Genomic DNA, 23572 nt, shown 5'->3' on the forward strand with positions numbered 1-23572 from the left:
GACGTCGGAGCGCGTGCATAGGCTCGAGGCATGAAGATCCTGCACACCTCGGACTGGCACCTGGGTCGCACCCTGCACGGCGAGGACCTGCACGAGCATCAGGCGGCGTTCCACGACTGGCTGGTGGATCTCGTGCGCGAGCGCGGCGTCGACGTCGTCGTCGTCCCCGGGGACGTGTACGACCGGGCGGTGCCGCCGACGGCCTCGGTCGAGCTCCTCGGCCGCACCCTCACGCGCCTCGCGGATCATTCCACGGTGGTCCTCACCCCCGGCAACCACGACTCGGCGACCCGGCTCGGCTTCGGCCGCGAGCTCATGCGCGCCGGCGTGCATCTGATGACGGACCTCGCCGGCATCGACCACCCCGTCGCCGTCGAGGACGAGCACGGCGAGGTCCTCTTCTTCGGCCTCCCGTACCTCGAGCCCGACATCGCCCGGCACTCCGCCGTCCTGCGCGACGTCGTCGGGGAGGAGAGCGCCGCCGGATCGGCCGATGCCGCCACCAGCGCCGATGCTGCCGACGCCGACGCATCCCGCCCGCTCGCGCGCAGCCACGAGGCGGTCACCGCTGCCGCCCTGGACCGGGTGCGGCGCCGCGCCGCAGAGCATCCGGGGGCGCGGACCGTCGTCCTCGCCCACACCTTCGTCACCGGCGGCGAGTCCAGCGACTCCGAGCGCGACCTCTCCGTCGGCGGTGTGGACTCCGTGCCCGCGGGGGTGCTCGGCGGGATCGACTACCTCGCCCTCGGCCACCTGCACGGATGCCAGGACCTCAGCACCGCGGTCGGCGCCCCCGCCTGGTACTCCGGGTCGCCGCTCGCCTTCTCCTTCTCCGAGCGGAACCAGCGTAAGGGCGTGCTGCTGGTCGACCTCGCCGCCCCGGGAGACGTGAGCGTCGAACGGATCGACGCCCCCGTGCCACGGCGCCTCACCGAGCTCCGCGGCACCCTCGACGAGCTGCTCGCGCGGACCGCGGAGCATGGCGAGGACTGGCTGAAGGCGACCATCACCGATCCCGCGCGCCCGCCCCACCTGCAGGAGCGCCTCCGCGCCGGCTACCCGCACCTCCTGCTGACCGAGTACCGTCCCGAGGGCCGCGAGCGCGCCGAGCTGACCCCGGTCGTCCGCCGCGAGTCCGACCCGCTCGAGGTGATGGACGAGTTCCTCGCCTTCGTCACCGGGGCCGACCCCACCGAGGCCGAGCACGCGGTCCTCGACGACGCCTACACGACCGTCCGCAGCCGCCGCCAGGAGGCCATGTGAAGCTCCATCACCTGCGCCTGCGCGGCATCGGCCCCTTCGGCGGCGAGGCCGACATCGACCTCGCGAGCCTCGGCGCGAGCGGCATGTTCCTGCTCGAGGGGCCGACCGGATCCGGCAAGTCCACGATCCTCGACGCGATCGTCTTCGCCCTCTACGGCAAGGTCGCCGGCTCCGCCTCCCACGACGACCGCATCCGCTCCCAGTTCGCCCCCGTCATGGAGCCCAGCGTCGTCGACCTCGTCTTCGAGACCGGCGCCGGGATCTTCCGGATCCGTCGCGAGCCCGCCTTCGACCGCCCTTCCCGTCGGCGCTCCGCCGACGGCACCGTGAAGACCACGCGGCAGCAGGCCAAGGCGCTGCTGTGGCGGGTCACCTCGCCCGAGGCGATCCCCCTGGCGATCGCCGACGCGGCCGGGGAGGGCGGCGGGATCGAACCGATCGCCACCCGCCTCGACGAGGTCGGCCGCGAGATCCAGCGCGCCATCGGGCTCAGCCGCGAGCAGTTCACCCAGACCGTGCTGCTCCCGCAGAACGAGTTCGCCCGCTTCCTGCGCGCCGGCACCACCGAGCGCCAGGCGGTCCTCCAGCGCGTCTTCGGCACCCAGCTCTACGAGGACGTCGAGAAGCAGCTCGAGGAGATGCGCAAGCAGGCCAAGCGCGAGATCGACGCCGCCCACGGCGCCCTCGCCACCTCCCTCGCCCGATTCGCCGAGGCCGCCGAGGTCGACGACGAACGGCGCGCCCTCCTCGAGGAGCACGCGCAGGCCCTCCGCCTCGAGGACCTCGCCGCCGCCGTCGAGGAGCGGATCGTCCAGGTGCGCACCGCGGCCGACGACGCCGCCGGACGCGCGAGCACCGCGACCGCTGCCGAGACCGCCGCCCGGGAGTCCGTCGACGCCGCCCGCGTCGCCCGCACCCGCATCGACCGCCGCCGCGAGCTCGACGCCCTCGCCGCGCGCCTCGCCGCCGAGGCCCCCGCGCATCGCGCCGCGGAGGAAGCCCTCGCCCGGGACGAGGCCGCCCGAACTCTCGCCGCCGCCATCGCCCGCCTCGCCGCCGCCCGCCGCGCCGAGACCACCGCCGCCGGCGCCCTCGCCGAGGCCCTCGAGGCCGCCCGCGACCCGCACCCCGACCTCGCCCGGCTGCTCGAGGCCGAGGACCCCGCTGGTGCCGATGCCGGAGACCCCGACGCGTCCGACGCCGCGCTCGCCGACGCCGTCGAGGAGTCCACCGCCGCGGCCGGCGCCCTCAACGATCTCGTCGCCCTCGAGGCGAACATCCCCTCCCGGGCCGAGGAGCTCGAGCGCCGCCGCACCGCCCTCGCCGAGGCCCAGGCCGCGCTCACCCGCCTCGCCGAGCAGATCGCCGAGCGCCCCGCGCAGCGCACCGCGCTCGTCGAGGCCCGCGACGCGGCCGCCGCGTCGGCGGCCGCCCTCGCCGATGCGCGCCTCGCCCAGCAGGGCGCGACCGCCCGGCTCCAGGCCGCGCAGGGAGCCGCCCGCCAGGCGACCGTCGTGGAGAAGGCCGAGGCCTCGGTCCAGAGCGCCGTCACCGCCGCCCGCACGGCCGCGGAGACCGAGGCCGAGCTGCGCCGGCGCCGCTACGCCGGGATCGCCGCCGAGCTCGCCGGCGCCCTCGAGGAGCAGCAGCCCTGTCCCGTCTGCGGATCCGTCGAGCATCCCGCGCCCGCGACCCCCACCGACGGCGCGGTCGACGCCGAGCAGGTCGAAGCCGCCGAGGCCGCCCGGCAGACCGCCGATGCGCGCCTCGCCGCCGCCCAGCGGACGCATGCGCTCGCCGAGCAGGAGCTCACGACCCTCCGCGAGGCCGCCGGCGACCTCGACGTCGCCGCCGCGACCGCGACCCTCAAGCAGGCCGATGCCGCCGTCCTCACCGCCAGCGAGGCGGGGAAGCGGGCCTCGGCCCTCGAGCAGCGGATCACCGCCCACGACGAGGAGGATCGGACGCTGCAGGCCCGCCGCGAGGCCCAGGCCCTCGCCCAGCGCGGCGAGTCCGCCGCCCTCGCCGAGGCCGACACAGCCCTCGCCGCCGACCGCGAGCGCGTGAGCACCGCCCGCGGGGACGCCGGCAGCGTCGACGAGCGCCGCCAGGGCCATCGTGTCCGGGCCCGCGCCGCCGCGACCCTGCGGGACGCGCTGCGGACCGCCCGGGACGCCGCCCGCGGTGCCTCCGAGCGCGCCGACGAGGTCCTCCAGGTCCGCGAGAGCGCCATGGCCCGGCTCATGGCCCGCCTCGCCGAGCTCGGGATCGCGACCGATCCTGCGGACGCCGTCGATCCTGCGGACCCCGTCGATCCTGGGCTCGCCGACGACGCCGACGTGCAGGCCGCGGTCCTCGCCGACGACCGGCGCAGCGTCCTCGCCCGCCGCGTCCGCGATCGCGCGATCGACGAGTCCCGGCTCGCCGACGGCCTCGCCGAGGAGGGCATCGCCGAGGTCGACGCCTCCGAGGAGGCCCGCGAGGCCGCCGAGGCGCTCCTGCGCGAGCGCACCGAGAGCCTCGCCGCCGCCCAGGCCGCCGCCCGCGAGGCCGCCGGCGTCGCCGCCCGCACCGCCGGGACCCTCGAGCGCGGCACCGCCGCCCAGAGCGCCCTCGCCCGGCGCAGGGCCGAGGTCGAGGGCGTCAGCGAGCAGGCCGGGGTCGTCCTGCGCGTCGCCGACCTCGCCACCGGCCGCAGCAGCGACGGCGACCGCATCCCGCTGTCGACCTTCGTGCTCATGAAGCGGTTCGAGGACGTCATCGTCGCCGCCAACGCGCGGCTCGCCCTGTTCTCCAGCTCCGACCTCGAGCTGCGCCGCGACACTGCCGCCCGCGGCGCCCGCAAGACCGGGCTCGACCTGCAGGTCCTCGACCATCGCACCGACGCCAGCCGCGTCCCCGAGACCCTCTCCGGCGGAGAGACCTTCGTCGTCTCCCTCGCCCTCGCGCTGGGTCTCGCCGACATCGTCACCGGCGAGGCCGGGGGAGTGCAGCTCGAGACCCTGTTCATCGACGAGGGCTTCGGATCCCTCGACCCCGAATCCCTCGACCGCGTCGTCGGGGAGATCGGACAGCTCGCCCAGCACGGCCGCACCATCGGCCTGGTCAGCCACGTCGGAGAGCTCAAGCAGCAGATCTCCGAGCAGATCCACGTGCGCCGTCAGGCCGACGGCAGCTCCACGCTGACCGTCACCGCGTGATCGCGTCGTCGGCCGGCGACCGCGCGGCGGATCAGCCGGCGGCCGCGCGGCGGATCAGCCGGCGGCCGCGCGGCGGATCAGCCGGCGAGCTCGGCGACGTCCTCCGGCATCCCGTCGGTCCCCATGGTCTTGACCCAGGCGCCGTCACCGGACCGGCGGACGCTCGCCGTGCCGTGATCCGAGGAGAGGACCCACAGCACATCGGCCTCCGACTCCCACACCAGACCCGGGGCGAAGCGCTCGACGTGGTCGAGGTCGTCGGTCCACACGACGGTGCCGTCGACGTCCGAGATGGTGGGGTGCAGCACCGCGGAGCCGTCATCGGCCGTGGCCGTCATGACCTGTGCGGTGAAGTCGCCGGAGGGAGAGGCGATGGGGTCATCGCTCGAAGCGACGCGTCGGTCGGACCCGCGCCTCGTGCAGGCGCTCGCACCGAGGAGCGCGGGCCCCGCGAGCAGCACCCGACGGAGAGCTCCGCGCCGCGTCACGGGATCGGCTCCTCCGCCGTTCCTCAGCGCTGTCATCGGTCCTCTCCTCTCGGTCACCGCGAGATCGCGTCGTCGGTCGAGTCCTCCTCGGCCAGCTCCTCGACCGCGCGAGACCCGTCCGCCTCGTCGTGCCGCACGAACAGCGGCACCCGCCAGCGGATCAGCAGCGGCGCGACGAGCGCGCCGATCCAGGCGCCGAACGCATTGGCGAAGACGTCGTCGATGTCGGCGATCCGCACGCCGCACGGATATAGGCCCCACGCGCCCGTGTACTGCGTCGCCTCGATCAGCACCGACAGCGACAGCCCGATCGCGAGGGTAGTGGTCGCATCCAGGCGGAACACCCCGCGCAGGATCGCCCCCAGCGGGACGAACAGGGCGATGTTCGAGGCCAGCTGCAGGAACGCCCAGCTGGTCAGGAGCCCCCAGCCCGTCGTCCCCGCGGCATGGACCGCGAGGATCTCCCGGACCGCCGCGAAGGGATCCGCGCGCAGCACGCCGCCGACCCGGTTCGCGCAGGTCACCGCCACGTCATAGGCGGGAGCGATGGTCAGCCCCGCGAGCCCCATCGTGTACACGCAGATGATCGCGACCCCCAGCAGGCGCCACGGATGCACCCGGCCGAAGCGGCGCCGCTGCAGCCAGATCGCGGGCAGCAGGATGATGGCGAACAGCCCCAGGCCGCCCACCATCCCGACCACCAGCAGCCGCAGGATCTCGCTCACTCCCGCACCGTACGATCCGCGGCCTCCGCCGCGCCACGCCCCACCGCCCGCATCACACGATCTTCGCCCGTCCGACGGACGACCTCCACACAGCGCCCCGCCGTCGGCCGGAGCACCGCCGGACCGCCGTCGGCCGGACCCTCGCGGGCCGAGGCTCTACGATCGATGGGTCCGCCCGCCTCGCCCCTCGGACCAGGAGCACTCCCATGAGCACCCCCACCGGCGCCGCACCGCGCCCCTTCGCCCTCCCCGTCCCGGCCGCGGGAGCGCGGATCATCGGCACCGGCCACCACCGCCCCGAGCGCGTGATGACCAACCACGATCTCGAGAAGCTCGTCGAGACCAGCGACGAGTGGATCCGCCAGCGCACCGGCATCGTCGAGCGCCGCATCGCCGCCGACGACCAGGACGTCGCCGACCTCGCCGCCGAGGCCGGCCGTCGGGCCATCGCCGACGCCGGCCTCGAGCCCGGCGACATCACCCAGGTCATCGTCGCGACCTGCTCCACGCAGGAGCGCTCCCCGAGCGCCGCCGGCCGCGTCGCCCAGCTCCTCGGCCTCGACGGCCCAGCCTCCTTCGACGTCGGCGCCGCCTGCTCGGGCTTCGAGCACGCGCTCGCCGTCGCCGACATGTCGATCCGCTCCGGCGCCTCGAGCGCGACCCTCGTGATCGGCGCCGAGAAGCTCTCCGCGGTCACCGACTACACCGACCGCACCACCTGCATCCTCACCGCCGACGGCGCGGGAGCGATGGTGCTGGTCCCGAGCGAGGAGCCGGGCGTCGCCCCCGTCGTGTGGGGGACCGTCCCCGAGCTCGCCGACGCCGTCACCATCGCCGGCGACCGTCCCGTCTTCTCGCAGCAGGGTCGGCAGATCCTCGGCTGGGCGCTGCGGGAGGCCCCCGGGATCGCACGGAGCGTCGTCGAGACCGCAGGCCTGACCATGGAGGACATCGACGTGTTCGTCCCGCACCAGGCGAACCTGCGGATGATCGAGCCCCTCGCCGCCTCCCTCGGCCTGCGCGAGGACGCCGTCGTCGCCGACGACATCATCACCTCCGGCAACACCTCCGCCGCGACGATCCCGCTGGCGATCTCGCGGATGCGCGAGGCAGGCCGGATCCCCTCCGGGGCGACCGCGCTGCTCCTCGGCTTCGGCGGCGGCTTCTCCTGGGCCGGCCAGGTCGTGCGCCTGCCCTGAGCGCGCTGCCGCGCCGAGCAGGATGTCGCGCTCGGCGCGACGTCCTGCATAGTGGGGTCGCATGGCGCAGATCATCGTGTACGGACACCGGGAGTCGATCGACCGGCGCAGGGCCGCCCTGTCGCAGGCCATCCATGACGCCGTCATGAAGGCCCTCGACTACCCGCCCGAGAAGCGGTTCCAGCGCTTCATCGCGCTGTCCGAGGAGGACTTCATCCATCCCGAGGACCGCGGTCCGGACTACACGATCATCGAGATCTCCCTGTTCGAGGGCCGGTCCGACGCGGCCAAGCGGGCGCTGATCGCCGAGCTGTTCGCTCGCATCGAGCGGGATGCCGGGACGCCGCCGCACAGCGTCGAGATCACCCTCACGGAGACGCCGCGCGTGAACTGGGGGATCCGAGGCAGCAACGCCGAGGACCTGGCCCTCGGATATCGGGTGGACGTCTGAGGGCACCCGCCGCGGGAAGCCGACCGCGCGCGACGGGCGCCCGTTAGGATGGTGGCGGTCCCGTCGCGGGACCGCCACCCCCTCTTCTCGGTCGCCGACGGAGCCGCACCCGCGCACTCTCCGTGAACGATCACGCGGGGGCGGGTGGACGGGTCGACCGCGACCGGGTCGCCCGCGACCGACACCCGAGACCGCCGCCCCGCACTCCTGGAGGACATCCCATGGTCGACAGCCTGACCGTCCAGATCATCATCACGGTGCTCGCCGGGCTCGCCTACGTCGTCGGCCTGACGGGCATCATCGTGCCCGTCCTGCCGGGCACCATCACCATCGTCATCGCGACCCTCGTGTGGGCGATCGTCGTCGGCGGTTGGCCCGCCTGGATCGCCTTCGCGGTCGTCCTCGTGCTCGGCGCCATCGGCATGACCAGCAGCTACGTCCTCACCGGGCGGAAGCTCAAGCAGGCCGAGGTGCCCATGTGGCCGGTGCTCGTGGGCCTCGCCGCCGGCATCGTCGGCATCTTCGTCATCCCGTTCGTCGGCCTGCCCATCGGCTTCCTCGTCGGCCTCTACGTCTCCGAGGCCCTGCGCCTGAAGGACTGGAAGAAGGGCCTGGACAACGCCGTCGTCGCGATCAAGGCCCTCGGGATCGGCATCGCCATCGAGTTCTCTCTCGCCATGCTGTCCACGATCGCGTTCGCGATCGCCGTCGTCGTCCATTTCGTCTCCGCATGACCTCTCCCGCACCGTCCCGCCCGTCCTCCTCTCCCGATCCCTCCGCCTCGGCAGCTCCGTCGTCGGCCCCGGGATCGTCGTCGGCCCAGAGCGCGACCGCAGCGTCGTCGGCGTCGGCGGCGGCGTCGTCGAACGCTGCGAACCTGGCCGCGCCCCACCCGTCGGTGCTGGTCCCCGGGCTGAAGCGCCTGCTGCGCGGCTCCTGGGAGATGCGCCGCTGGTTCGTCCTCGCCGTCGCCGGCGCGATCGTGTTCGCGCTGCTGCAGATCGCGACGTCGTCCGTGATCGGCACCGTCACCGAGGACGTCGTCATCCCCGCCTTCGCCGACGGCGACCTCCCGCTCGCGACCGTCGTCGCCGGCGGGCTCGCGATCCTCGGCATCGCCGTGGCGCGCGCGGTCACCGTCGTCGCCCGCCGCGTGTTCGCTGCCGCCTCGCAGTTCGACCTGTTCCGCCTGTACCGCGAGCGCCTCGCCGCCGTGTACGCGCGGGTCCCGCTGCTGTGGCACCGCCGCCAGTCCACCGGCACGCTGCTGAGCTCGATGTACTCCGACGTCGAGGCGACCTTCTACGCGATGGCGCCGTTCCCCTTCGCCCTCGCCACGATCGTCATGCTGGTGTACGCGACGATCGTCGTCGCCCGCATCGACCCCGTGATCCTGCTGGTCATGGTCGCCCTCATCGTGCTGCTGATCATCCTGAACGTGCTGCTGCAGCGCTTCGCGACTCCCATCGCCGTGCGCTCCCAGCAGCTGCGCGCCGAGGTCGCCGAGATCGCCCACGAATCCTTCGACGGCGCCAACGTCGTGAAGTCCCTCGGCCGCGAGGACATGGAGGAGCAGCGCTTCTCCCGCGCCGCCGACGACCTGCGCACCGCCGGCATCCGCTTCGGCTACGTCCGCGGCTGGTTCGACCCCGCGCTCGACGCGCTCCCCAACCTCGGCATCCTCGCCGTCGCCGTGCTCGGCGCCTGGCGGATCGGCGACGGCCACCTCACCACCGGCCAGCTCGTCGAGGTGTCCTACCTGTTCACGCTCATGTCCCTGCCGATCCGCTCCTTCGGCTGGGTGCTCGGCGACCTCTCGCGCACCGTCGTCGGCGGCGGACGCGTCCAGCAGATCCTCGACGTCCCCGACGAGCGCAGCTACGGCCCCGACCCGCTGCCCGCGGGCCCCGGCGCCCTCCGCCTCGAGGACGTCACCCACGTCTACCGCGACGATCCCGCCGAGGTCATCCTCGGCCGCGGGGCCGGGTCCGGCGGCGCTGGCGGGTCCGGCGGCGCTGGCGGGACCGCGGCCGACGGCGCTCCGGCCGACGGCGCGACCATCCGCGAGAGCCGCGCGCTCGACGGCGTCAGCCTGCACGCCGACCCGCGCGACGGGACCCGCGTGCTCGCGATCGTCGGCGCCACCGGCTCCGGCAAGTCGACCCTCGCCCTGCTCGCCGCCCGCCTCATGGACCCGACCTCCGGCACCGTGAGCCTCGACGGCGCCGACCTGCGCACCCTCACCGCCGACGCCCTCACGGCCGACGTCGCGCTCGTGCTCCAGCAGGCCTTCGTCTTCGACGACACCGTCCGCGAGAACATCACCCTCGGCGAGGACATCGACGAGGAGACCATCCGCTGGGCCCTGCGCACCGCCCAGGCCGAGGCCTTCGTCGACGCCCTCCCCGGGGGCCTCGACGCCCCGCTGGGGGAGCGCGGCGGCTCCCTCTCCGGCGGCCAGCGCCAGCGCATCGCCCTCGCGCGCGCCCTCGCCCGACGGCCCCGCCTGCTCATCCTCGACGACGCCACCAGCGCCTGCGACCCCAGCGTCGAGCTCGCCATCCTCGACGGCATCCGCCGCGAGATGACCGGCTCCACGCTCCTGCTTATCGCCTACCGCAAGTCCACGATCTCCCTCGCCGACCAGGTCGTCTTCCTCGACCGCGGCCGCGTCGCCGCCCAGGGCCCGCACGCCCGCCTGCGCGCCGAGAGCGCCGGCTACCGGGCCCTCGTCGACGCCTACGACGAGGCCGCGATCGCCCACGAGCTCCTCGAGGCCGACGCCCCCCATCCCAGCGACGGCCCCGACCCCGCGCGCGCCGTCCCCGACGCCCGCCGCCGCGGCGAGGCCGCCGCCGAGCGCCAGCACGAGACCCGCCGCGACCTGCGCCGCTCTGTCCGCGACGGAGAGGAGGACGAACGATGACCGCCATCCCGAAGGATGCCGCCGCCTCTGATCGCGCCGCCTCGCGCCCTGATCGCGATGCCGCCCGCCCTGATCGCGATGCTTCGCGGCGCTCCTCCTCGCTCGGCGGGGAGATGCGGACCGACGAGTCCGCGCTGACCACCATCCGCCGCGGCCTCGCCCTCACCCCCGGGGCCCTGCGCGGCATCGGCATCACCCTCGCGCTGGCCGTGATCGCGACCGCCGGGAAGATCGTCGTGCCGATCGCCGTGCAGACGATCCTCGACCGCGGGATCATCGCGCCCGATGAGCCCGACCTGCGCTTCGTCGCCGGCGCCGCGGGCCTCGCCGCCCTCGTCCTCCTCGCGACCGCCGCCTGCAACGTGCTGATGAACCGGCGCCTGTTCCGGCTCGCCGAGACCTCTCTCGCCACGCTCCGCAAGCGCGCCTTCCGGCACATCCACGACCTGTCCCTGCTCACCCAGGGCACCGAGCAGCGCGGCGCTCTCGTCTCGCGCGTGACCAGCGACGTCGACACCGTCAGCCAGTTCATGAGCTTCGGCGGCATCATGCTCGTCGTCATGAGCTTCCAGCTCGTCCTCGCCACCGGCGTGATGGCCGTGTACTCGTGGCCCCTCGCGGTCGTCGTGTGGATCTGCTACCTGCCGATCCTTCTGCTGATGGGCAGCCTGCAGAAGCTCATCCGCCGACGCTTCCAGAAGGTCCGCGCCGCCGTCGGCCGCATGCTCGGCTCCGTCTCCGAATCGCTCGTCGGCTCCGCGACCGTCCGCGCCTACGGCATCGAGGACCGCACCCGTCGCGGCCAGGTCGAGCGGATCCGCGCTGTCCGCGAGGCCCAGTTCGGCGTCCTCAAGCCCCAGTCCGCCTCCTTCTTCCTCTCCGAGGCGGCCGACGGCCTCGCCACCGCCGTCGTGGTCGTCGTCGGCGTGCTCCTCGGCACCGGCATGCTCGGCATCGACCTCCCCGGCGCGCACCTCACCGCCGGCGGCGTCGTCGCCTTCGTGTTCCTCGTGTCGCTGTTCAGCCAGCCCGTCCGCATGGGCATCGAGATGCTCTCCGAGGCCCAGAACGCCGTCGCCGGCTGGCGCCGCGTCCTCGGCGTCCTCGACACCCCGGCCGACGTCGCCGACCCCGCCGGCGGCATGGACCCCCACACCGGCACCCGCCTCCCCGCCGTCGACGGCGCCCGCCCCCTCCCCGACGGCCCCCTCGACATCGAGGTCGACGCCCTCCGCTTCTCCTACCCCCTGGTCGAGGACTCCGACGACGCCGCAGGGCAGAAGGGCGTCGCGGCGGGCCGGGAGGGTGGCGCAGACGCGAAGGGTGCCGTGGACGCGGAGGGTGCCGTGGACGCGGAGGGTGCCGCGGCCTCGGGCATCGGTCCGGAGGTCCTGCACGGGATCAGCGTGAGCCTGCCCGCTCGCTCCCACGTCGCGATCGTCGGCGAGACCGGCAGCGGGAAGACTACCTTCGCGAAGCTGCTCACGCGCATGATGGATCCCGACTCCGGCACCATCCGCATCGGCGGCATCCCGCTGCCGCTCGTGCCCTACGCATCCCTGCGCTCGCGCGTGATCATGGTGCCGCAGGAGGGCTTCCTCTTCGACACCAGCGTCGCCGGCAACCTCCGCTACGGCCGCCCCGACGCCACCGCCGACGACATGCGCCAGGCCCTCGACGAGCTCGGCCTCAGCGCCTGGATCGACGGCCTCCCCGACGGCCTCGACACCCCCGTCGGCCAGCGCGGCGAATCCCTCAGCGCCGGGGAGCGGCAGCTCGTCGCCCTCGCCCGCGCCTACCTCGCCGACCCCGACATCATCGTCCTCGACGAGGCCACCAGCGCCGTCGACCCCGCCGCCGACGTCCGTCTCCAGCAGGCCATCGACGGCCTCTCCCGCGGACGCACCACCATCACCATCGCCCACCGCCTCTCCACCGCCGAGCGCGCCGACAGCATCCTCGTCCTCGCCGACGGCGACCTCGTCGAGCACGGCACCCACGCCGAGCTCGTCGACCTCGAGGACGGCATCTACGCCGGCCTCCACCGCTCATGGGTCGCCCACCGCGAATCCCGCGACTGACGCGGGGCCCGCGGCTGACGCGGGGGCGGGCCGGGGTCCTCCCTCCTCAGGCCGCCTCGTCCCGGGCCAGTGTCCATGGGCAGTAGCTGAAGCGCTCAATATCCGGGGGTTTCCGGCCACTGCCCCGGCGGGCGACTTCTCGTCCAACCGGGAAGGCGGGTCTCATGGGGATTTGGCCGCTCGAGTGTCCATGGGCAGTAGCTGAAGCGCTCAATATCCGAGGGTTTCCGGCCACTGCCTCTCCGCTGAGCCACAGCGTCATCGCCCATGGAGGGAATCGGGGCAGGACGGGGAGGACGGGGCAGGACGGCGCAGGACGGCGCAGGACGGGGTAGAGCAGGACGGGGCAGGGCAGGGCAGGGCGGGGTTGAGCGGGGCGCCCCAGGACAGGGCAGGACGGGCGAGGCTAGACGAGCCGACGCCGAAGGGGAGCGAGCTGCGTGGCAGGGGCGGTCTAGGATCGCAGCCGTGCTTGATGAACCCTCCGTCTCGGATTCCGCGCCGGCGCCTTCGATGACTCCCGCTGATTCGCCAGCGACCTCGCCCGTCTCGTCGGCGATCCCGCCCGTGTCCCGTGCGTCGCAGCCCCGGTTCGCGAGTCGGGAGCGGCGTGATGAGCTGGCCGATGCGTTCGCTGAGACCGGTGCTGACTACGACCGCCTGCGTCCCGAGTACCCGGACGAGGTGGTCGAGGCGATCGTGGCGGCGCTCCCGGACAGCGACCGTGCGTCGGCGGACCGCGCTGCGGGCTCACGAGTCGTCGTCGACCTCGGCGCAGGGACCGGGAAGCTGTCCCTCGCGCTCGCATCGCGGGGCACCGAGGTGATCGCGGTGGATCCGTCGGAATCGATGCTGCGGGTGCTCGGAGATTCCGCTGTCCCTGACGGGGTTCCCGGCGGCGCTCGCGGTTCCGTCCGCACCGTGGTCGGGACCGCGGAGGCGACGGGGCTCGCGGACGGGTGCGCCGAGGCGGTGGCGTCGGCGCAGGCATGGCATTGGTTCGACACCGAGGCCGCGAGCGCGGAGGCGCGTCGGCTGCTGAAGCCCGGGGGAGTGCTCGCGCTCGTATGGAACACGATGGACGTGCAGATCCCGTGGGTGCACCGCTTCTCGCGGATCATGCACGCGGGCGACGTGCAGAAGGATGATTTCGCTCCGCCGGTCGCCGCGGGCTTCGAGCTGGTCGAGCGGATCGTGGTGCGCTGGGAGGATCCGATGCCGACGCAGGACCTCATCGATCTGGCCCGCACCCGCAGCTATGTCATCACGGCCAGCGAGGCGACGCGTGCGAAGGTGCTGGGCAACCTCGACTGGTATCTCCATGAGCACCTCGGGCACGCGCCGGGGGATGTCGTCGGACTGCCCTACCGGACGGACCTCTTCCTGTTCCGGGCCGGCTGATCGCGGGCCGCGCGCCGGCAGACACGCGGCGCCCCGCCGTCACGCGGCATCCCGCCGTCACACGACGCCCCACCGTCACGCGGCGGCCCGCTCCGCCCGCGCCGAATGCCCGCCCTCCGGCGGCACCCACCCCCTCCCGAGGAGCACGCGCCGCACCTGCTCGACCGCCGCGTGACAGCCGTCGCGGGTGTCCCGGTTCGACAGCCGCACCTGCAGGAAGCCCGCGGCACGTGCCCGACGCTCCCGCTGGATGTCCCGCTGCACCTGGCTCGTCCGCTCGTGCACGAGGCCGTCGTACTCCGCGCAGATCCGCTGGTCCGGCCATTGGAAGTCGGTCTCGTGGAAGAGATCTCCGTCGAGTCCGACGAGCGGCCGGTTGATCAGCGGCTCGGGCAGGCCAGCGGCGACGAACGCCAGGCGCAGCTCGGTCTCCTTCGGGGAGTCGGCGCCGACGCGCGCCCGGGCGAGAGCCGACCTGAGCATCGAAGCGTGCCTGCCGGTGCACTGCGCGGCGAGCTCCGCGCGCGTGCAGTGCGGCTCCATCCGTCCGTCCTCGAGCTCCGGACGGGGATGACGCAGCAGGTGGTCGGCCACGGCGACCAGCTGCTCCTCGTCGAGATGACCGGCGAGATCCCGCCACGTGCGAGCCCGGGTCGTGAGGGTGACCTCGAGCGATGCCGCGCGCGCGGCCCGGGAGAAGGTGCAGCCGGGACCGGAGGCGTCGGTGATGATCTGCGCGCGCTCCGGCGACGTGGGCTTCTCGGGGATCAGGATCAGCATCGGCCGACGCTCGCCATCGCCGAGGCTCAGACGCCGCCAGCTCAGCGCCGCGCGTCCCGGGGTGCTGCCGGATGCCCTGTCGGCCCCTTCACGTCGCCACTCTCCCCGCCCCCGATCCCGGTGACGGTTGCGGCGCTGCACCGCCGTCCAGGAGAGGTGCACTTCCGTGCCCGGTCCCCACTGGTCGAGCCGGCCGGGCAGCGGCATCCCGTACAGCCGGGCCGCGGACAGGCCGACGACGGTGACCTCGGGATTCCGTCGGGACATGGCCGAGGCGACATCCGCCTCGCGGATCGTGCTCCCGGCCCGTCGGTAGAGGCCCGGGCCCCATCGCTCCACGTCCTGCCGCGTCAGACGCGCATCGCTGACTCCGAGCGCTCGCGCCTCATGGCGCGTGAAGACGCGGTGCTTGATCGGGAGGGGCAGCGGGGCGGGAGGACGGGCCATCGCCACAGCCTCTCCCACTCGTCCGGGCCACCCTGCCGCTCATCCACAACGCCGGTCCGCGCTGCCCCGCTTCCGTCCGTTGTCCGCCCCCCTTCCACCTGCTCATACCTCTCGGAAGCCAGTGGGGAGGAGTACTCCGAGTCCTTGCCCGAGCTCGTGCCCGAGCTCGTGCCCGTGCCCACGCCCGAGGTCCGGGCCCGTGCTCCTGCTCAGCCCCTGGCAGGAGCGGAGCACTGGGCAGGAGCACCCGGAAGTGGAGCGCTTCAGCTACTGCTGGGGGACAGTTCACGAGCTTCGCGAAGGGGAGACGGGCCGCAAGTGCGCACAGCGGCGCGGGGAGGTGTCTACCGGAGCCGGAGGAGGCGACACAGCGGAGCAGTGTCCATTCCTCAACGGAAATGAAGCGCTATAGGGGTAGCTGAGGCCCACTGCTCGAGGAAGCGGCGTCCTCAGCACGCGGATGCGGCGCTCTCAGCTCGAGGTCGCGGCGCTCTCAGTACGCGGATACGGCGCCCTCAGCGCCTCGTGTCACCTTGCAGAGCGTTCTCACGCCCCCGCGTCACTGCCCCGCGTCGCTCGCGCCGCCGGCGTCGGAGGCGGTGGAGTCCTGGCCGGTGTAGTCGGAGTCGAGGAGGGTCATGTCGCCGACCTTCCAGGCGGTGCCGTCCCAGGCGACGGTGGCCTCGATGGTGCCGTTGATCTCCTCGAGCTCGTAAGGGGTGAGGGTGGGATCGTCGACGAGGATGCCCGGCTCCTCGGTGAACTCGATGGTGACGGTGCCGGACGAGGGCGGGTCGCCGGCGCCGCTGAAGCTCGTCGAGTGGATCGTGAAGGCGCCGTCGACGAGGTAGCCGCCCTGGTCGTTGAGGATCTGCGCGTTGGAGATGAAGGTCTGGCAGACCGAGCAGTTGTCGTCGGACCCGGCCTCCCACACCGAGGTGTCGCCGGTCGTCATCATGTAGGTGTACGTCGTGAGCATGTAGGCGACGAGGGACTCGGCGCCCTCGGCGGACTGGTCGGTCATCTCGGCGGGTGCGTCGGCCAGGGCGACCGACGGGCGTGCGGGCTGGTCGGCGGGGTCGACGGAGGCGCGGCCGTCGGCGGACTCGGTCTGCGTCTGGTCGTCGTTCCCGAGCAGCTGTGCGATGCCGAGCGCGCCGAAGGGGATCACGAGCGCGGCCGCGACGATGGCGATGATGATCTGCTGGGTGCGTCTGCTCACGGGCCCCAGGGTAGAGGGAGCGCCTGGGCGGCGCCCGACGGGCCCCGCCTCGCTCTGCGGCAGGGGGATGCTCGCTCCGCCCGACGCCCGACGCCCGACGCCCGACGCCCGACGCCCGATGCCCGACGGGCCCGCGCTCCGCTCGACACCCGACGGGCATGTGACGACGGGCTCATGGAAGGTCCGCCCTTCGTCGGATGCAGAAGTCCCGGGACACATGCAGACTTGCGGGGTTAATCTTCCGTGCCGGGCATTCACACGTCCTCGCCCGGACCACTCCCGCCACCGCCGCCGATCCGTCTCGTCACGCTGCCGCAGCCCCGTCCTGTCGTGCAGCTCGCCAACTTGCACAGCTCGCCAACTCGCACAGCTCGCCAACTCGCGCAGCTCGACAACTCGCCCGCTCGCCGCCCCGTCCTGCTGCGCAGCCGGCAACAGCGGGCGCTCGCTCCGAGCGCCCGCTCCGATAGCGCCTGCTCCGATATCCCGCCCCCCTCACTCCCGCTCCGCCCCCCTCACTCCCGCCCCGCCCCCCTCACTCCCGCTCCGCCCGCACTAGACCGAAGGAACCTCGTGACTCTGCTGCGACTCCTGTCCGCATCGGCCAGGCCGTACTGGGCGTCGATCCTCGTGGTCGTCGTGTTCCAGCTGGTCGGCGTGCTCGCCGCGCTGTACCTGCCGACGCTGAACGCGTCGATCATCGACGACGGCGTCGCGGTCGGCGACGTCGACACCATCTGGCGGCTCGGGGCGTGGATGCTCGCGGTGTCGCTGGGGAACATCGTCGCCGTCATCATCGCGAACTATGCAGCGGCCCGGTTCGCGATGGGCATGGGCCGTGACCTGCGCAGCCGCGTGTTCGACCAGGTGGCGACGTATTCGGCGCGGGAGATGAACGAGATCGGCACGCCGTCGCTGATCACGCGGTCGACGAACGACGTGCAGCAGGTGCAGATGCTGGGCTTCTTCGGCATGCAGTTCCTGGTGCAGGCGCCGATCACGGGCATCGGCGGCATCGTGCTGGCGCTGCGGCAGGAGGCCGGGCTGGCGTGGCTGATCGCGGTGATGGTGCCGCTGATGCTGGTGGCGGTGGGTCTGCTGATCGCGAAGGCGGCGCCGCAGTTCCGGGTCATGCAGGAGCGCATCGATGCGATCAACCTGGTGCTGCGCGAGCAGATCACGGGCATCCGGGTGCTGCGGGCCTTCACCCGCGAGGAGCATGAGCGGGCCCGCTACGAGGTCGCCAACGAGCGGCTGACGGACACGAACCGGCGCGTCGGCCTGATCATGATCCTGATCAACCCGATCGTGATGCTGCTGCTGCAGGCGTCGAGCGTGCTGGTGCTGTGGTTCGCGGCGCCGATGGTCGACGACGGGCGCATGGAGGTCGGGTCGATCACCGCGTTCATCGCGTATCTGATCCAGATCCTGATCGCCGTCATGATGGCGACGTTCATGACGATGATGATCCCGCGCGCGATGGTCTCGGCCGAGCGCATCGACGAGGTGCTCACGACGACGACGTCGGTCGAGGTCCCGGAGCACGGGGTCACGGAGGTCGTCGGGCGCGGGGACCTGCGGGTCGAGGGCGTCACCTTCACCTATCCGGGCGCGGAGACGCCGGTGCTCGACGGCGTCTCCTTCACCGCCACCGCGGGCCAGACCGTCGCGATCATCGGCGGCACGGGCTCGGGCAAGACGACCCTGCTGAACCTGGTACCGCGGCTCATCGATGCGACCGAGGGACGGGTCGTGATCGACGGGGTCGACGTGCGCGAGCTGGACCCGCAGCTGCTGTGGGACCGCATCGGCCTGGTGCCGCAGAAGCCGTACCTGTTCTCGGGGACCGTCGCCTCGAACCTCCGCTTCGGCCGTCCCGACGCGACCGACGAGGAGCTCTGGCATGCGCTGACGGTCGCCCAGGGCCGCGACTTCGTCGCGGCGATGCCCGACGGGCTGGACTCGGCGATCGCGCAGGGCGGAACGAACGTCTCGGGCGGTCAGCGGCAGCGCCTGTGCATCGCGCGCGCCCTGGTCGCGCGTCCGGAGATCTACCTCTTCGACGACTCGTTCAGCGCGCTGGACCTGACGACCGACGCGAAACTGCGGGCGGCGCTGGCCCCCGAGACCCGGGATGCGCTCGTGCTGATCGTCGCGCAGCGCGTCTCGACCATCACCGCTGCGGATCTGATCCTCGTGCTGGACCATGGCCGCGTCGTCGGCTCGGGCACCCACACGGAGCTGTTGGAGACCAGCGAGACCTATCGGGAGATCGTCCGCTCGCAGGGCGCTGAGGAGGTGCCGGCGTGAACGACCGGAGCACGAACGACCGCCGCACGGACGGCAGCCCCGCGAACGACCGCCGCACGGACGGCAGCCCCGCGGACGACCGCCGCACGGACGGCAGCCCCGCGGACGACCGGAGCACGAAGCCCGCGATGGCGGGCGACGAGGCGGGCGAGGCCGCGGAGATCGCAGCCCAGAAGGACGCCGAGCGCGGACTGCGCCCGGGGCAGAGCGCGAAGACCTTCTGGCCCTCGGCCAAGCGGCTCCTCGGCCAGATCGGGCCCGACCGCTGGTACGCGATCCTCGGCATCCTGGTCGGCATCATCGGGGTGGCGCTGAGCGTCGTCGGACCGAAGATCCTCGGCCGCGCGACCGACATCATCTTCTCGGGGCTGATCTCGAAGGGGCTCCCCGCCGGGGCGGACCCGCAGGAGGTCATCGACGGGCTGCGCGCGCAGGGCGAGGACACCTTCGCCGACATGCTCTCGGGCATGGACTTCACGCCCGGCGAGGGCATCGACTTCACGGCCCTCCACGAGGTGCTGCTGATGGTCGTCGGCCTCTACATCGTGGCGTCGTTCTTCCAGTGGCTGCAGGGCTATCTGCTCAACGTCATCATCTTCAAGATGGTGTACCGCCTGCGCCGGGAGGTCGAGGAGAAGCTGCACCGGCTGCCGCTGCGGTACTTCGACGGCCAGCGCCGCGGCGAGATCCTCTCGCGCGTCACCAACGACATCGACAACATCCAGAACACCCTCATCAACACGCTGACGGGCCTGGTCAACGCGATACTCACGATCATCGGCGTGGTCATCATGATGGTCACGCTGTCGTGGAAGCTGACGCTGATCGCGCTCGCCGTGATCCCGCTGGCGCTGCTGATCACGGGCCTCGTCGGCTCGCGCTCGCAGAAGCTGTTCCAGGCGCAGTGGGATGCGACCGGCAAGGTCAACGCCGAGGTCGAGGAGGCCTTCTCGGGCCACGAGCTGGTCAACGTGTTCGGGCGCCGCCGGGAGATCTCCCGCAGCTTCGAACGGCGCAACGACGAGATGTACAAGGCGTCCTTCGGCGCCCAGTTCGTGTCCTCGCTGATCATGCCGCTGATGATGTTCGCCGGGAACCTGTCGTACGTGGCGATCGCGATCGTCGGCGGACTGCAGGTGGTCTCGGGCTCGATGACGCTGGGCGCCGTGCAGGCGTTCATCCAGTACTCGCGCCAGTTCACGCAGCCCCTCAGCCAGGTCGCCTCGATGGCGACGATGCTGCAGTCGGGCGTGGCGAGCGCCGAGCGCGTCTTCGAGCTGCTGGACGCCGAGGAGCAGGAGCCGGAGACGGAGCGGGCGGGCGCGGCCGACGCGATCCGCAAGGGCCGCGTCCAGTTCGAGCACGTGCGCTTCTCCTACAGCCCCGACCGCGAGCTCATCCGCGACCTGTCCCTGGTCGCGGACCCGGGCCACACGGTCGCGATCGTCGGGCCGACGGGCGCCGGCAAGACGACCCTCGTGAACCTCGTGATGCGCTTCTACGAGATCGACGGCGGCCGCATCACCATCGACGGCGTCGACATCCGCGAGCTCTCCCGCACCCAGCTGCGCGCCCGCACCGGCATGGTCCTGCAGGACACGTGGCTGTTCACCGGGACGATCATGGAGAACATCCGCTACGGCCGCCTCGACGCGACCGACGAGGAGGTCATCGCCGCGGCGAAGGCCACCCACGTCGACGACTTCGTCCGGCACCTCCCCGAGGGCTACGAGACCGTGCTCGACGCCGAGGCCTCGAACGTGTCCGCCGGCGAGAAGCAGCTGCTCACGATCGCGCGCGCGTTCCTCGCAAGGCCCAGCCTGCTGATCCTCGACGAGGCCACCTCGAGCGTCGACACCCGCACCGAGGTGCTCGTGCAGCAGGCGATGAACCGTCTGCGCGAGGGCCGCACCTCCTTCGTGATCGCCCACCGTCTCTCCACCATCCGCGACGCGGACCTGATCCTGGTGATGGAGGCCGGCGACATCGTCGAGCAGGGCACCCACGACGAGCTGGTCGCCGCCGGCGGCGCCTACGCCCGCCTGTACCGCGCCCAGTTCGAGGGAGCCGATCCCGACGCCGACGACCAGCCCGACGACGCCGCCCCCGAGGGCGAGGTTCCGACCGCCACCGGCGGGATGATGCTCGGCATGTGACCCCGGCCCGGCCCGGCGGCCCGGCCGGTCGGCCCGGCCCGTCGGCGTCGAGGAGCTGCACCACACCAGGTTGTCATCATGCGTAACAATGCATAACATTCCATGGTGACCGTCTTCCAGCCCCGTCGCCGCACCCTGCTCCGCGGCGTGCCGCTCGTGCTCGGCGCCGCCGTCGCGGCCCCGCTGCTCGGCGCCTGCACGCATGCGTCCGAGCGGCTCGACGCCGAGAGTGATGCGATCCCCGAGGTCGACTTCTCCGGCATCACTCTGCAGGAGGACATCGCGGCCCTCGTGCCCACCGCGATCCGCGAGCGCGGCGAGCTCGTCAACGGCGCCGCCCTGAACTACGCGCCCGGCGAGTTCGTCGGCTCCGACGGCGAGGCCGTCGGCTTCGACATGGACGTGCTCGCCGGCATCGGCAAGGTGCTGGGGCTCTCCACCCGCACCGAGTCCGCCGTGTTCGCGCAGATCATCCCCTCGATCGGCACGAAGTACGACGTCGGGATCTCGAGCTTCACCATCAGCCCCGAGCGCCTCGAGCAGGTCTCGATGGTCTCCTACTTCTCCGCCGGCATGTCCTACGCGGTGCGCACCGGCAATCCCTACGGGATCGTCCCGCCGGACCTGTGCGGGACGTCCGTCGCCCACCAGGTGGGCACCTACATGGACGACGTCGTCGTCGAGCGCGACCAGGCATGCCGGGACGCGGGCGGCAGCGGCATCGTCGACCAGCCCTACACCGGCAACGCCGACGCCGCGACCGCCGTCGCGGGCGGCAAGGCCGACGTCCTCATCGGGGACTCCCCGGTCGTCGCCTATGCGGTCGCGCAGTCCCGCGGGACCCTCGAGCAGGTCGGCGAGATCGAGGACTCCGCCCTCAACGGCATCGTCGTCGCCAAGGACCAGCCCGAGCTCGCGGAGGCGATCCGCCAGGCGGTGCAGCACCTCATCGACACCGGTGCCATGGCCGAGATCCTCGGCGCCTGGGGCAACGACAACGGCATGATCGAGACCTCGGAAGTGGACCCGCAGCAGTGAACGCACAGACTCCCGCCCCCGCCCCGTCGGGCCCCGCCTCGTCGGCCGCCGACGGCGTCGACCGCATCCCCGGCCGGATCCGCGCGAAGGGCAGCCCGCGCCCGGGCACCTGGATCAGCGCCGTGATCGTCGTGCTGCTGGTGCTGGGCCTGGCCAACTTCCTGGTCTCTAACGAGGTCTTCGACTGGGCCACGGTCGCGACCTACATCCTCGACGTGAAGGTCGTCCAGGGCGTCGGCTGGACGCTGCTGATCACCGTGCTGTCGATGGTGCTCGGCACGGCCGTCGCGCTCGCCGCCGCCATCACCCGACGCAGCGACAACCCCGTCCTGCGGGGCGTGAGCTGGGCGTACATCTTCGTCTTCCGCGGCACCCCGGTGTACACGCAGCTGGTGTTCTGGGGCCTGTTCACGGTGATCGTCCCGAAGATCGCGATCGGCGTCCCCTTCGGTCCCGAGCTGCTGGCCTTCGAGACCCGCGACTACTTCCCGGCCTTCTGGGCGGCCGTCGTCGGCCTCGGGCTCAACGAGGGCGCCTACCTCGCCGAGATCATCCGCTCGGGCCTGAACTCCGTGGACAAGGGGCAGACCGAGGCGTCCAAGGCCCTCGGCATGAGCAACGGGAAGATCCTGCGGCGCATCATCATCCCGCAGGCCATGCGCGTGATCGTGCCGCCGCTGGGCAACGAGACCATCGGCATGCTGAAGACGACCTCGCTGGTCCTCGCGGTGCCGTTCACGCTCGACCTCACCTTCGCCTCCAACGCGATCGCCAACAAGCTGTACGCGCCGATCCCGCTGCTGATCGTCGCCGCCTTCTGGTACCTCGCGATCACGAGCGTGCTGATGGTGGGCCAGCACTACCTCGAGCGCTACTTCGGCCGCGGCTTCGACGATCGTCCGACGGGCGGGCGCACCGCCCGCGGCGGCGCCTCCGCGCGCCGCACCCGCCAGGCCGCCGTGAACCGCGCCGGCACGACCCCCAAGGACTCCCTCCCGGAGGTGGAGCTGTGATGATGACCGACGAGACCGCTGCGACGACCGCGCCCGACGCCGCGTCCGACGCCGCCGCGTCCGCTGGAGCTCCCGGCAGCGCACGGATCCGGATCGAGGGCGTGCACAAGGCCTTCGGCGACCTGCATGTGCTCAAGGGCTGCGACCTCGAGGTCGCCGACGGCGAGGTGTGCGTGCTGATCGGCCCCTCGGGCTCCGGCAAGTCCACGCTGCTGCGCTGCATCAACCAGCTCGAGGATCCGACGGCCGGGCGCGTCCGCGTCGACGGCGTCACCCAGGGCTATCTCGAGGAGCCCCTGCCCGACGGCCGCTGGCAGCGCCTCTCGCCGAAGCAGATCGCGGCGCAGCGGGCGCGGATCGGCATGGTCTTCCAGCGCTTCCACCTGTTCCCGCACATGACGGCGCTGCAGAACGTCATGGAGGCGCCGCAGCAGGTCCTCGGGCGCTCCGCCCGCGAGGCCGAGGCGAGCGCCCGCGAGCTGCTCGAGCGGGTGGGCCTCGCCGACCGCGCCGACCATTACCCGTCCGAGCTCTCCGGCGGCCAGCAGCAGCGGGTCGCGATCGCCCGCGCCCTCGCCATGGAGCCCGAGCTGATGCTCTTCGACGAGCCGACGTCCGCGCTCGACCCCGAGCTCGTCGCCGAGGTCCTCGCCGTGCTGAAGGAGCTCGCCGAGGGCGGCATGACGATGGTCGTGGTCACCCACGAGATGGGCTTCGCGCGCGAGGTCGCCGACCGCGTCGTCTTCATGGACGACGGCCGGATCGTCGAGCAGGGCACCCCCGAGGACGTCATCGACCATCCCCGCTCCGAGCGCCTGGCCTCGTTCCTCGCCTCGGTCATCTGACCCTGCGGTCGGCGAGCCCGCAGACGG

Annotated in this window: 17 protein-coding genes; 13 read left to right on the plus strand and 4 right to left on the minus strand. The window is 72.6% G+C overall.

Going from position 1 to position 23572, the window contains the following annotated elements; translation table 11 throughout:
* The first annotated feature begins 30 nt into the window (after nucleotides 1-30).
* Both ACXET9_RS09545 and ACXET9_RS09550 read left to right on the plus strand, forming a co-directional pair.
* Nucleotides 31-1263, plus strand: coding sequence for an exonuclease SbcCD subunit D (locus ACXET9_RS09545; protein WP_457886345.1), 1233 nt, complete (start codon nucleotides 31-33; stop codon nucleotides 1261-1263).
* Nucleotides 1260-4463 carry an AAA family ATPase gene (locus ACXET9_RS09550; protein WP_457886346.1) on the plus strand — a complete coding sequence of 1068 codons (3204 nt, stop codon included), beginning with the start codon at nucleotides 1260-1262 and terminating at the stop codon, nucleotides 4461-4463. The genes ACXET9_RS09545 and ACXET9_RS09550 overlap by 4 nt, the downstream gene beginning before the upstream one ends.
* A gap of 77 nt (nucleotides 4464-4540) precedes the next feature.
* Here the strand turns inward: ACXET9_RS09550 and ACXET9_RS09555 are convergent, their stop codons facing one another.
* Nucleotides 4541-4987 (minus strand): hypothetical protein, encoded by a 447-nt coding sequence (locus ACXET9_RS09555; protein WP_457886347.1) that lies wholly within the window; start codon nucleotides 4985-4987, stop codon nucleotides 4541-4543.
* 17 nt (nucleotides 4988-5004) lie between these two features.
* Entirely contained in the window at nucleotides 5005-5676 is a 672-nt protein-coding gene (locus ACXET9_RS09560; RefSeq protein WP_457886349.1) for a VanZ family protein, read from the minus strand.
* Between the two features lie 206 nt (nucleotides 5677-5882).
* On the opposite strand from ACXET9_RS09560, the gene ACXET9_RS09565 reads away from it, so the two are divergent.
* The 6 genes from ACXET9_RS09565 (at nucleotide 5883) to ACXET9_RS09590 (ending at nucleotide 13734) form a co-directional block, all read left to right on the plus strand.
* The gene (locus tag ACXET9_RS09565; protein WP_457886350.1) at nucleotides 5883-6875 is read left to right on the plus strand and encodes a beta-ketoacyl-ACP synthase III; all 993 of its coding nucleotides are present in this window, start codon (nucleotides 5883-5885) and stop codon (nucleotides 6873-6875) included.
* Nucleotides 6876-6936: 61 nt separating this feature from the next.
* On the plus strand, nucleotides 6937-7326 hold the full coding sequence (locus tag ACXET9_RS09570) for a tautomerase family protein (protein WP_457886351.1): 390 nt from the start codon (nucleotides 6937-6939) through the stop codon (nucleotides 7324-7326).
* A 221-nt stretch (nucleotides 7327-7547) separates the two neighbouring features.
* Nucleotides 7548-8060, plus strand: coding sequence for a DUF456 domain-containing protein (locus tag ACXET9_RS09575; RefSeq protein ID WP_457886352.1), 513 nt, complete (start codon nucleotides 7548-7550; stop codon nucleotides 8058-8060).
* On the plus strand, nucleotides 8057-10252 hold the full coding sequence (locus ACXET9_RS09580) for an ABC transporter ATP-binding protein (protein ID WP_457886353.1): 2196 nt from the start codon (nucleotides 8057-8059) through the stop codon (nucleotides 10250-10252). Before ACXET9_RS09575 ends, ACXET9_RS09580 begins: the two co-directional genes overlap by 4 nt.
* On the plus strand, nucleotides 10249-12333 hold the full coding sequence (locus ACXET9_RS09585) for an ABC transporter ATP-binding protein (RefSeq protein WP_457886354.1): 2085 nt from the start codon (nucleotides 10249-10251) through the stop codon (nucleotides 12331-12333). The genes ACXET9_RS09580 and ACXET9_RS09585 overlap by 4 nt, the downstream gene beginning before the upstream one ends.
* A 684-nt stretch (nucleotides 12334-13017) precedes the next feature.
* Nucleotides 13018-13734: a class I SAM-dependent methyltransferase gene (locus ACXET9_RS09590; protein WP_457886355.1), complete on the plus strand. Its 717-nt coding sequence runs from the start codon at nucleotides 13018-13020 to the stop codon at nucleotides 13732-13734.
* Nucleotides 13735-13809: 75 nt separating this feature from the next.
* Here the strand turns inward: ACXET9_RS09590 and ACXET9_RS09595 are convergent, their stop codons facing one another.
* Both ACXET9_RS09595 and ACXET9_RS09600 read right to left on the minus strand, forming a co-directional pair.
* Nucleotides 13810-14961 carry a hypothetical protein gene (locus ACXET9_RS09595; RefSeq protein WP_457886356.1) on the minus strand — a complete coding sequence of 384 codons (1152 nt, stop codon included), beginning with the start codon at nucleotides 14959-14961 and terminating at the stop codon, nucleotides 13810-13812.
* A gap of 559 nt (nucleotides 14962-15520) precedes the next feature.
* Nucleotides 15521-16183 (minus strand): DUF6318 family protein, encoded by a 663-nt coding sequence (locus ACXET9_RS09600; RefSeq protein ID WP_457886357.1) that lies wholly within the window; start codon nucleotides 16181-16183, stop codon nucleotides 15521-15523.
* 573 nt (nucleotides 16184-16756) lie between these two features.
* Here ACXET9_RS09600 and ACXET9_RS09605 point away from each other — a divergent pair.
* From ACXET9_RS09605 to ACXET9_RS09625, 5 genes are all read left to right on the plus strand, one after another.
* A complete protein-coding gene (locus tag ACXET9_RS09605; protein ID WP_457886358.1) occupies nucleotides 16757-18493 on the plus strand; it encodes an ABC transporter ATP-binding protein in 1737 nt (578 codons plus the stop codon).
* Nucleotides 18494-18621: 128 nt separating this feature from the next.
* Nucleotides 18622-20649, plus strand: a complete 2028-nt coding sequence (locus ACXET9_RS09610; protein WP_457886590.1) for an ABC transporter ATP-binding protein — start codon at nucleotides 18622-18624, stop codon at nucleotides 20647-20649.
* Nucleotides 20650-20751: 102 nt separating this feature from the next.
* On the plus strand, nucleotides 20752-21687 hold the full coding sequence (locus tag ACXET9_RS09615) for an ABC transporter substrate-binding protein (protein ID WP_457886359.1): 936 nt from the start codon (nucleotides 20752-20754) through the stop codon (nucleotides 21685-21687).
* A complete protein-coding gene (locus ACXET9_RS09620) occupies nucleotides 21684-22700 on the plus strand; it encodes an amino acid ABC transporter permease (protein WP_457886361.1) in 1017 nt (338 codons plus the stop codon). The genes ACXET9_RS09615 and ACXET9_RS09620 overlap by 4 nt, the downstream gene beginning before the upstream one ends.
* Nucleotides 22701-22702: 2 nt before the next feature.
* Complete coding sequence (locus ACXET9_RS09625; protein ID WP_457886591.1) at nucleotides 22703-23545, plus strand: amino acid ABC transporter ATP-binding protein; 843 nt, start codon at nucleotides 22703-22705, stop codon at nucleotides 23543-23545.
* The last annotated feature ends 27 nt before the right edge of the window (nucleotides 23546-23572 follow it).

The organism is Brachybacterium netajii (SeqCode), from assembly GCF_054114245.1.

Bases quoted from the DNA above. Each gene is read 5' to 3' on its own strand.
- ACXET9_RS09545 (WP_457886345.1), top strand. From the start codon at position 31: ATGAAGATCCTGCACACCTCGGACTGGCACCTGGGTCGCACCCTGCAC.
- ACXET9_RS09555 (WP_457886347.1), bottom strand. From the start codon at position 4,987: ATGACAGCGCTGAGGAACGGCGGAGGAGCCGATCCCGTGACGCGGCGC.
- ACXET9_RS09565 (WP_457886350.1), top strand. From the start codon at position 5,883: ATGAGCACCCCCACCGGCGCCGCACCGCGCCCCTTCGCCCTCCCCGTC.
- ACXET9_RS09570 (WP_457886351.1), top strand. From the start codon at position 6,937: ATGGCGCAGATCATCGTGTACGGACACCGGGAGTCGATCGACCGGCGC.
- ACXET9_RS09575 (WP_457886352.1), top strand. From the start codon at position 7,548: ATGGTCGACAGCCTGACCGTCCAGATCATCATCACGGTGCTCGCCGGG.
- ACXET9_RS09580 (WP_457886353.1), top strand. From the start codon at position 8,057: ATGACCTCTCCCGCACCGTCCCGCCCGTCCTCCTCTCCCGATCCCTCC.
- ACXET9_RS09585 (WP_457886354.1), top strand. From the start codon at position 10,249: ATGACCGCCATCCCGAAGGATGCCGCCGCCTCTGATCGCGCCGCCTCG.
- ACXET9_RS09595 (WP_457886356.1), bottom strand. From the start codon at position 14,961: ATGGCCCGTCCTCCCGCCCCGCTGCCCCTCCCGATCAAGCACCGCGTC.
- ACXET9_RS09610 (WP_457886590.1), top strand. From the start codon at position 18,622: ATGGCGGGCGACGAGGCGGGCGAGGCCGCGGAGATCGCAGCCCAGAAG.
- ACXET9_RS09615 (WP_457886359.1), top strand. From the start codon at position 20,752: ATGGTGACCGTCTTCCAGCCCCGTCGCCGCACCCTGCTCCGCGGCGTG.
- ACXET9_RS09625 (WP_457886591.1), top strand. From the start codon at position 22,703: ATGACCGACGAGACCGCTGCGACGACCGCGCCCGACGCCGCGTCCGAC.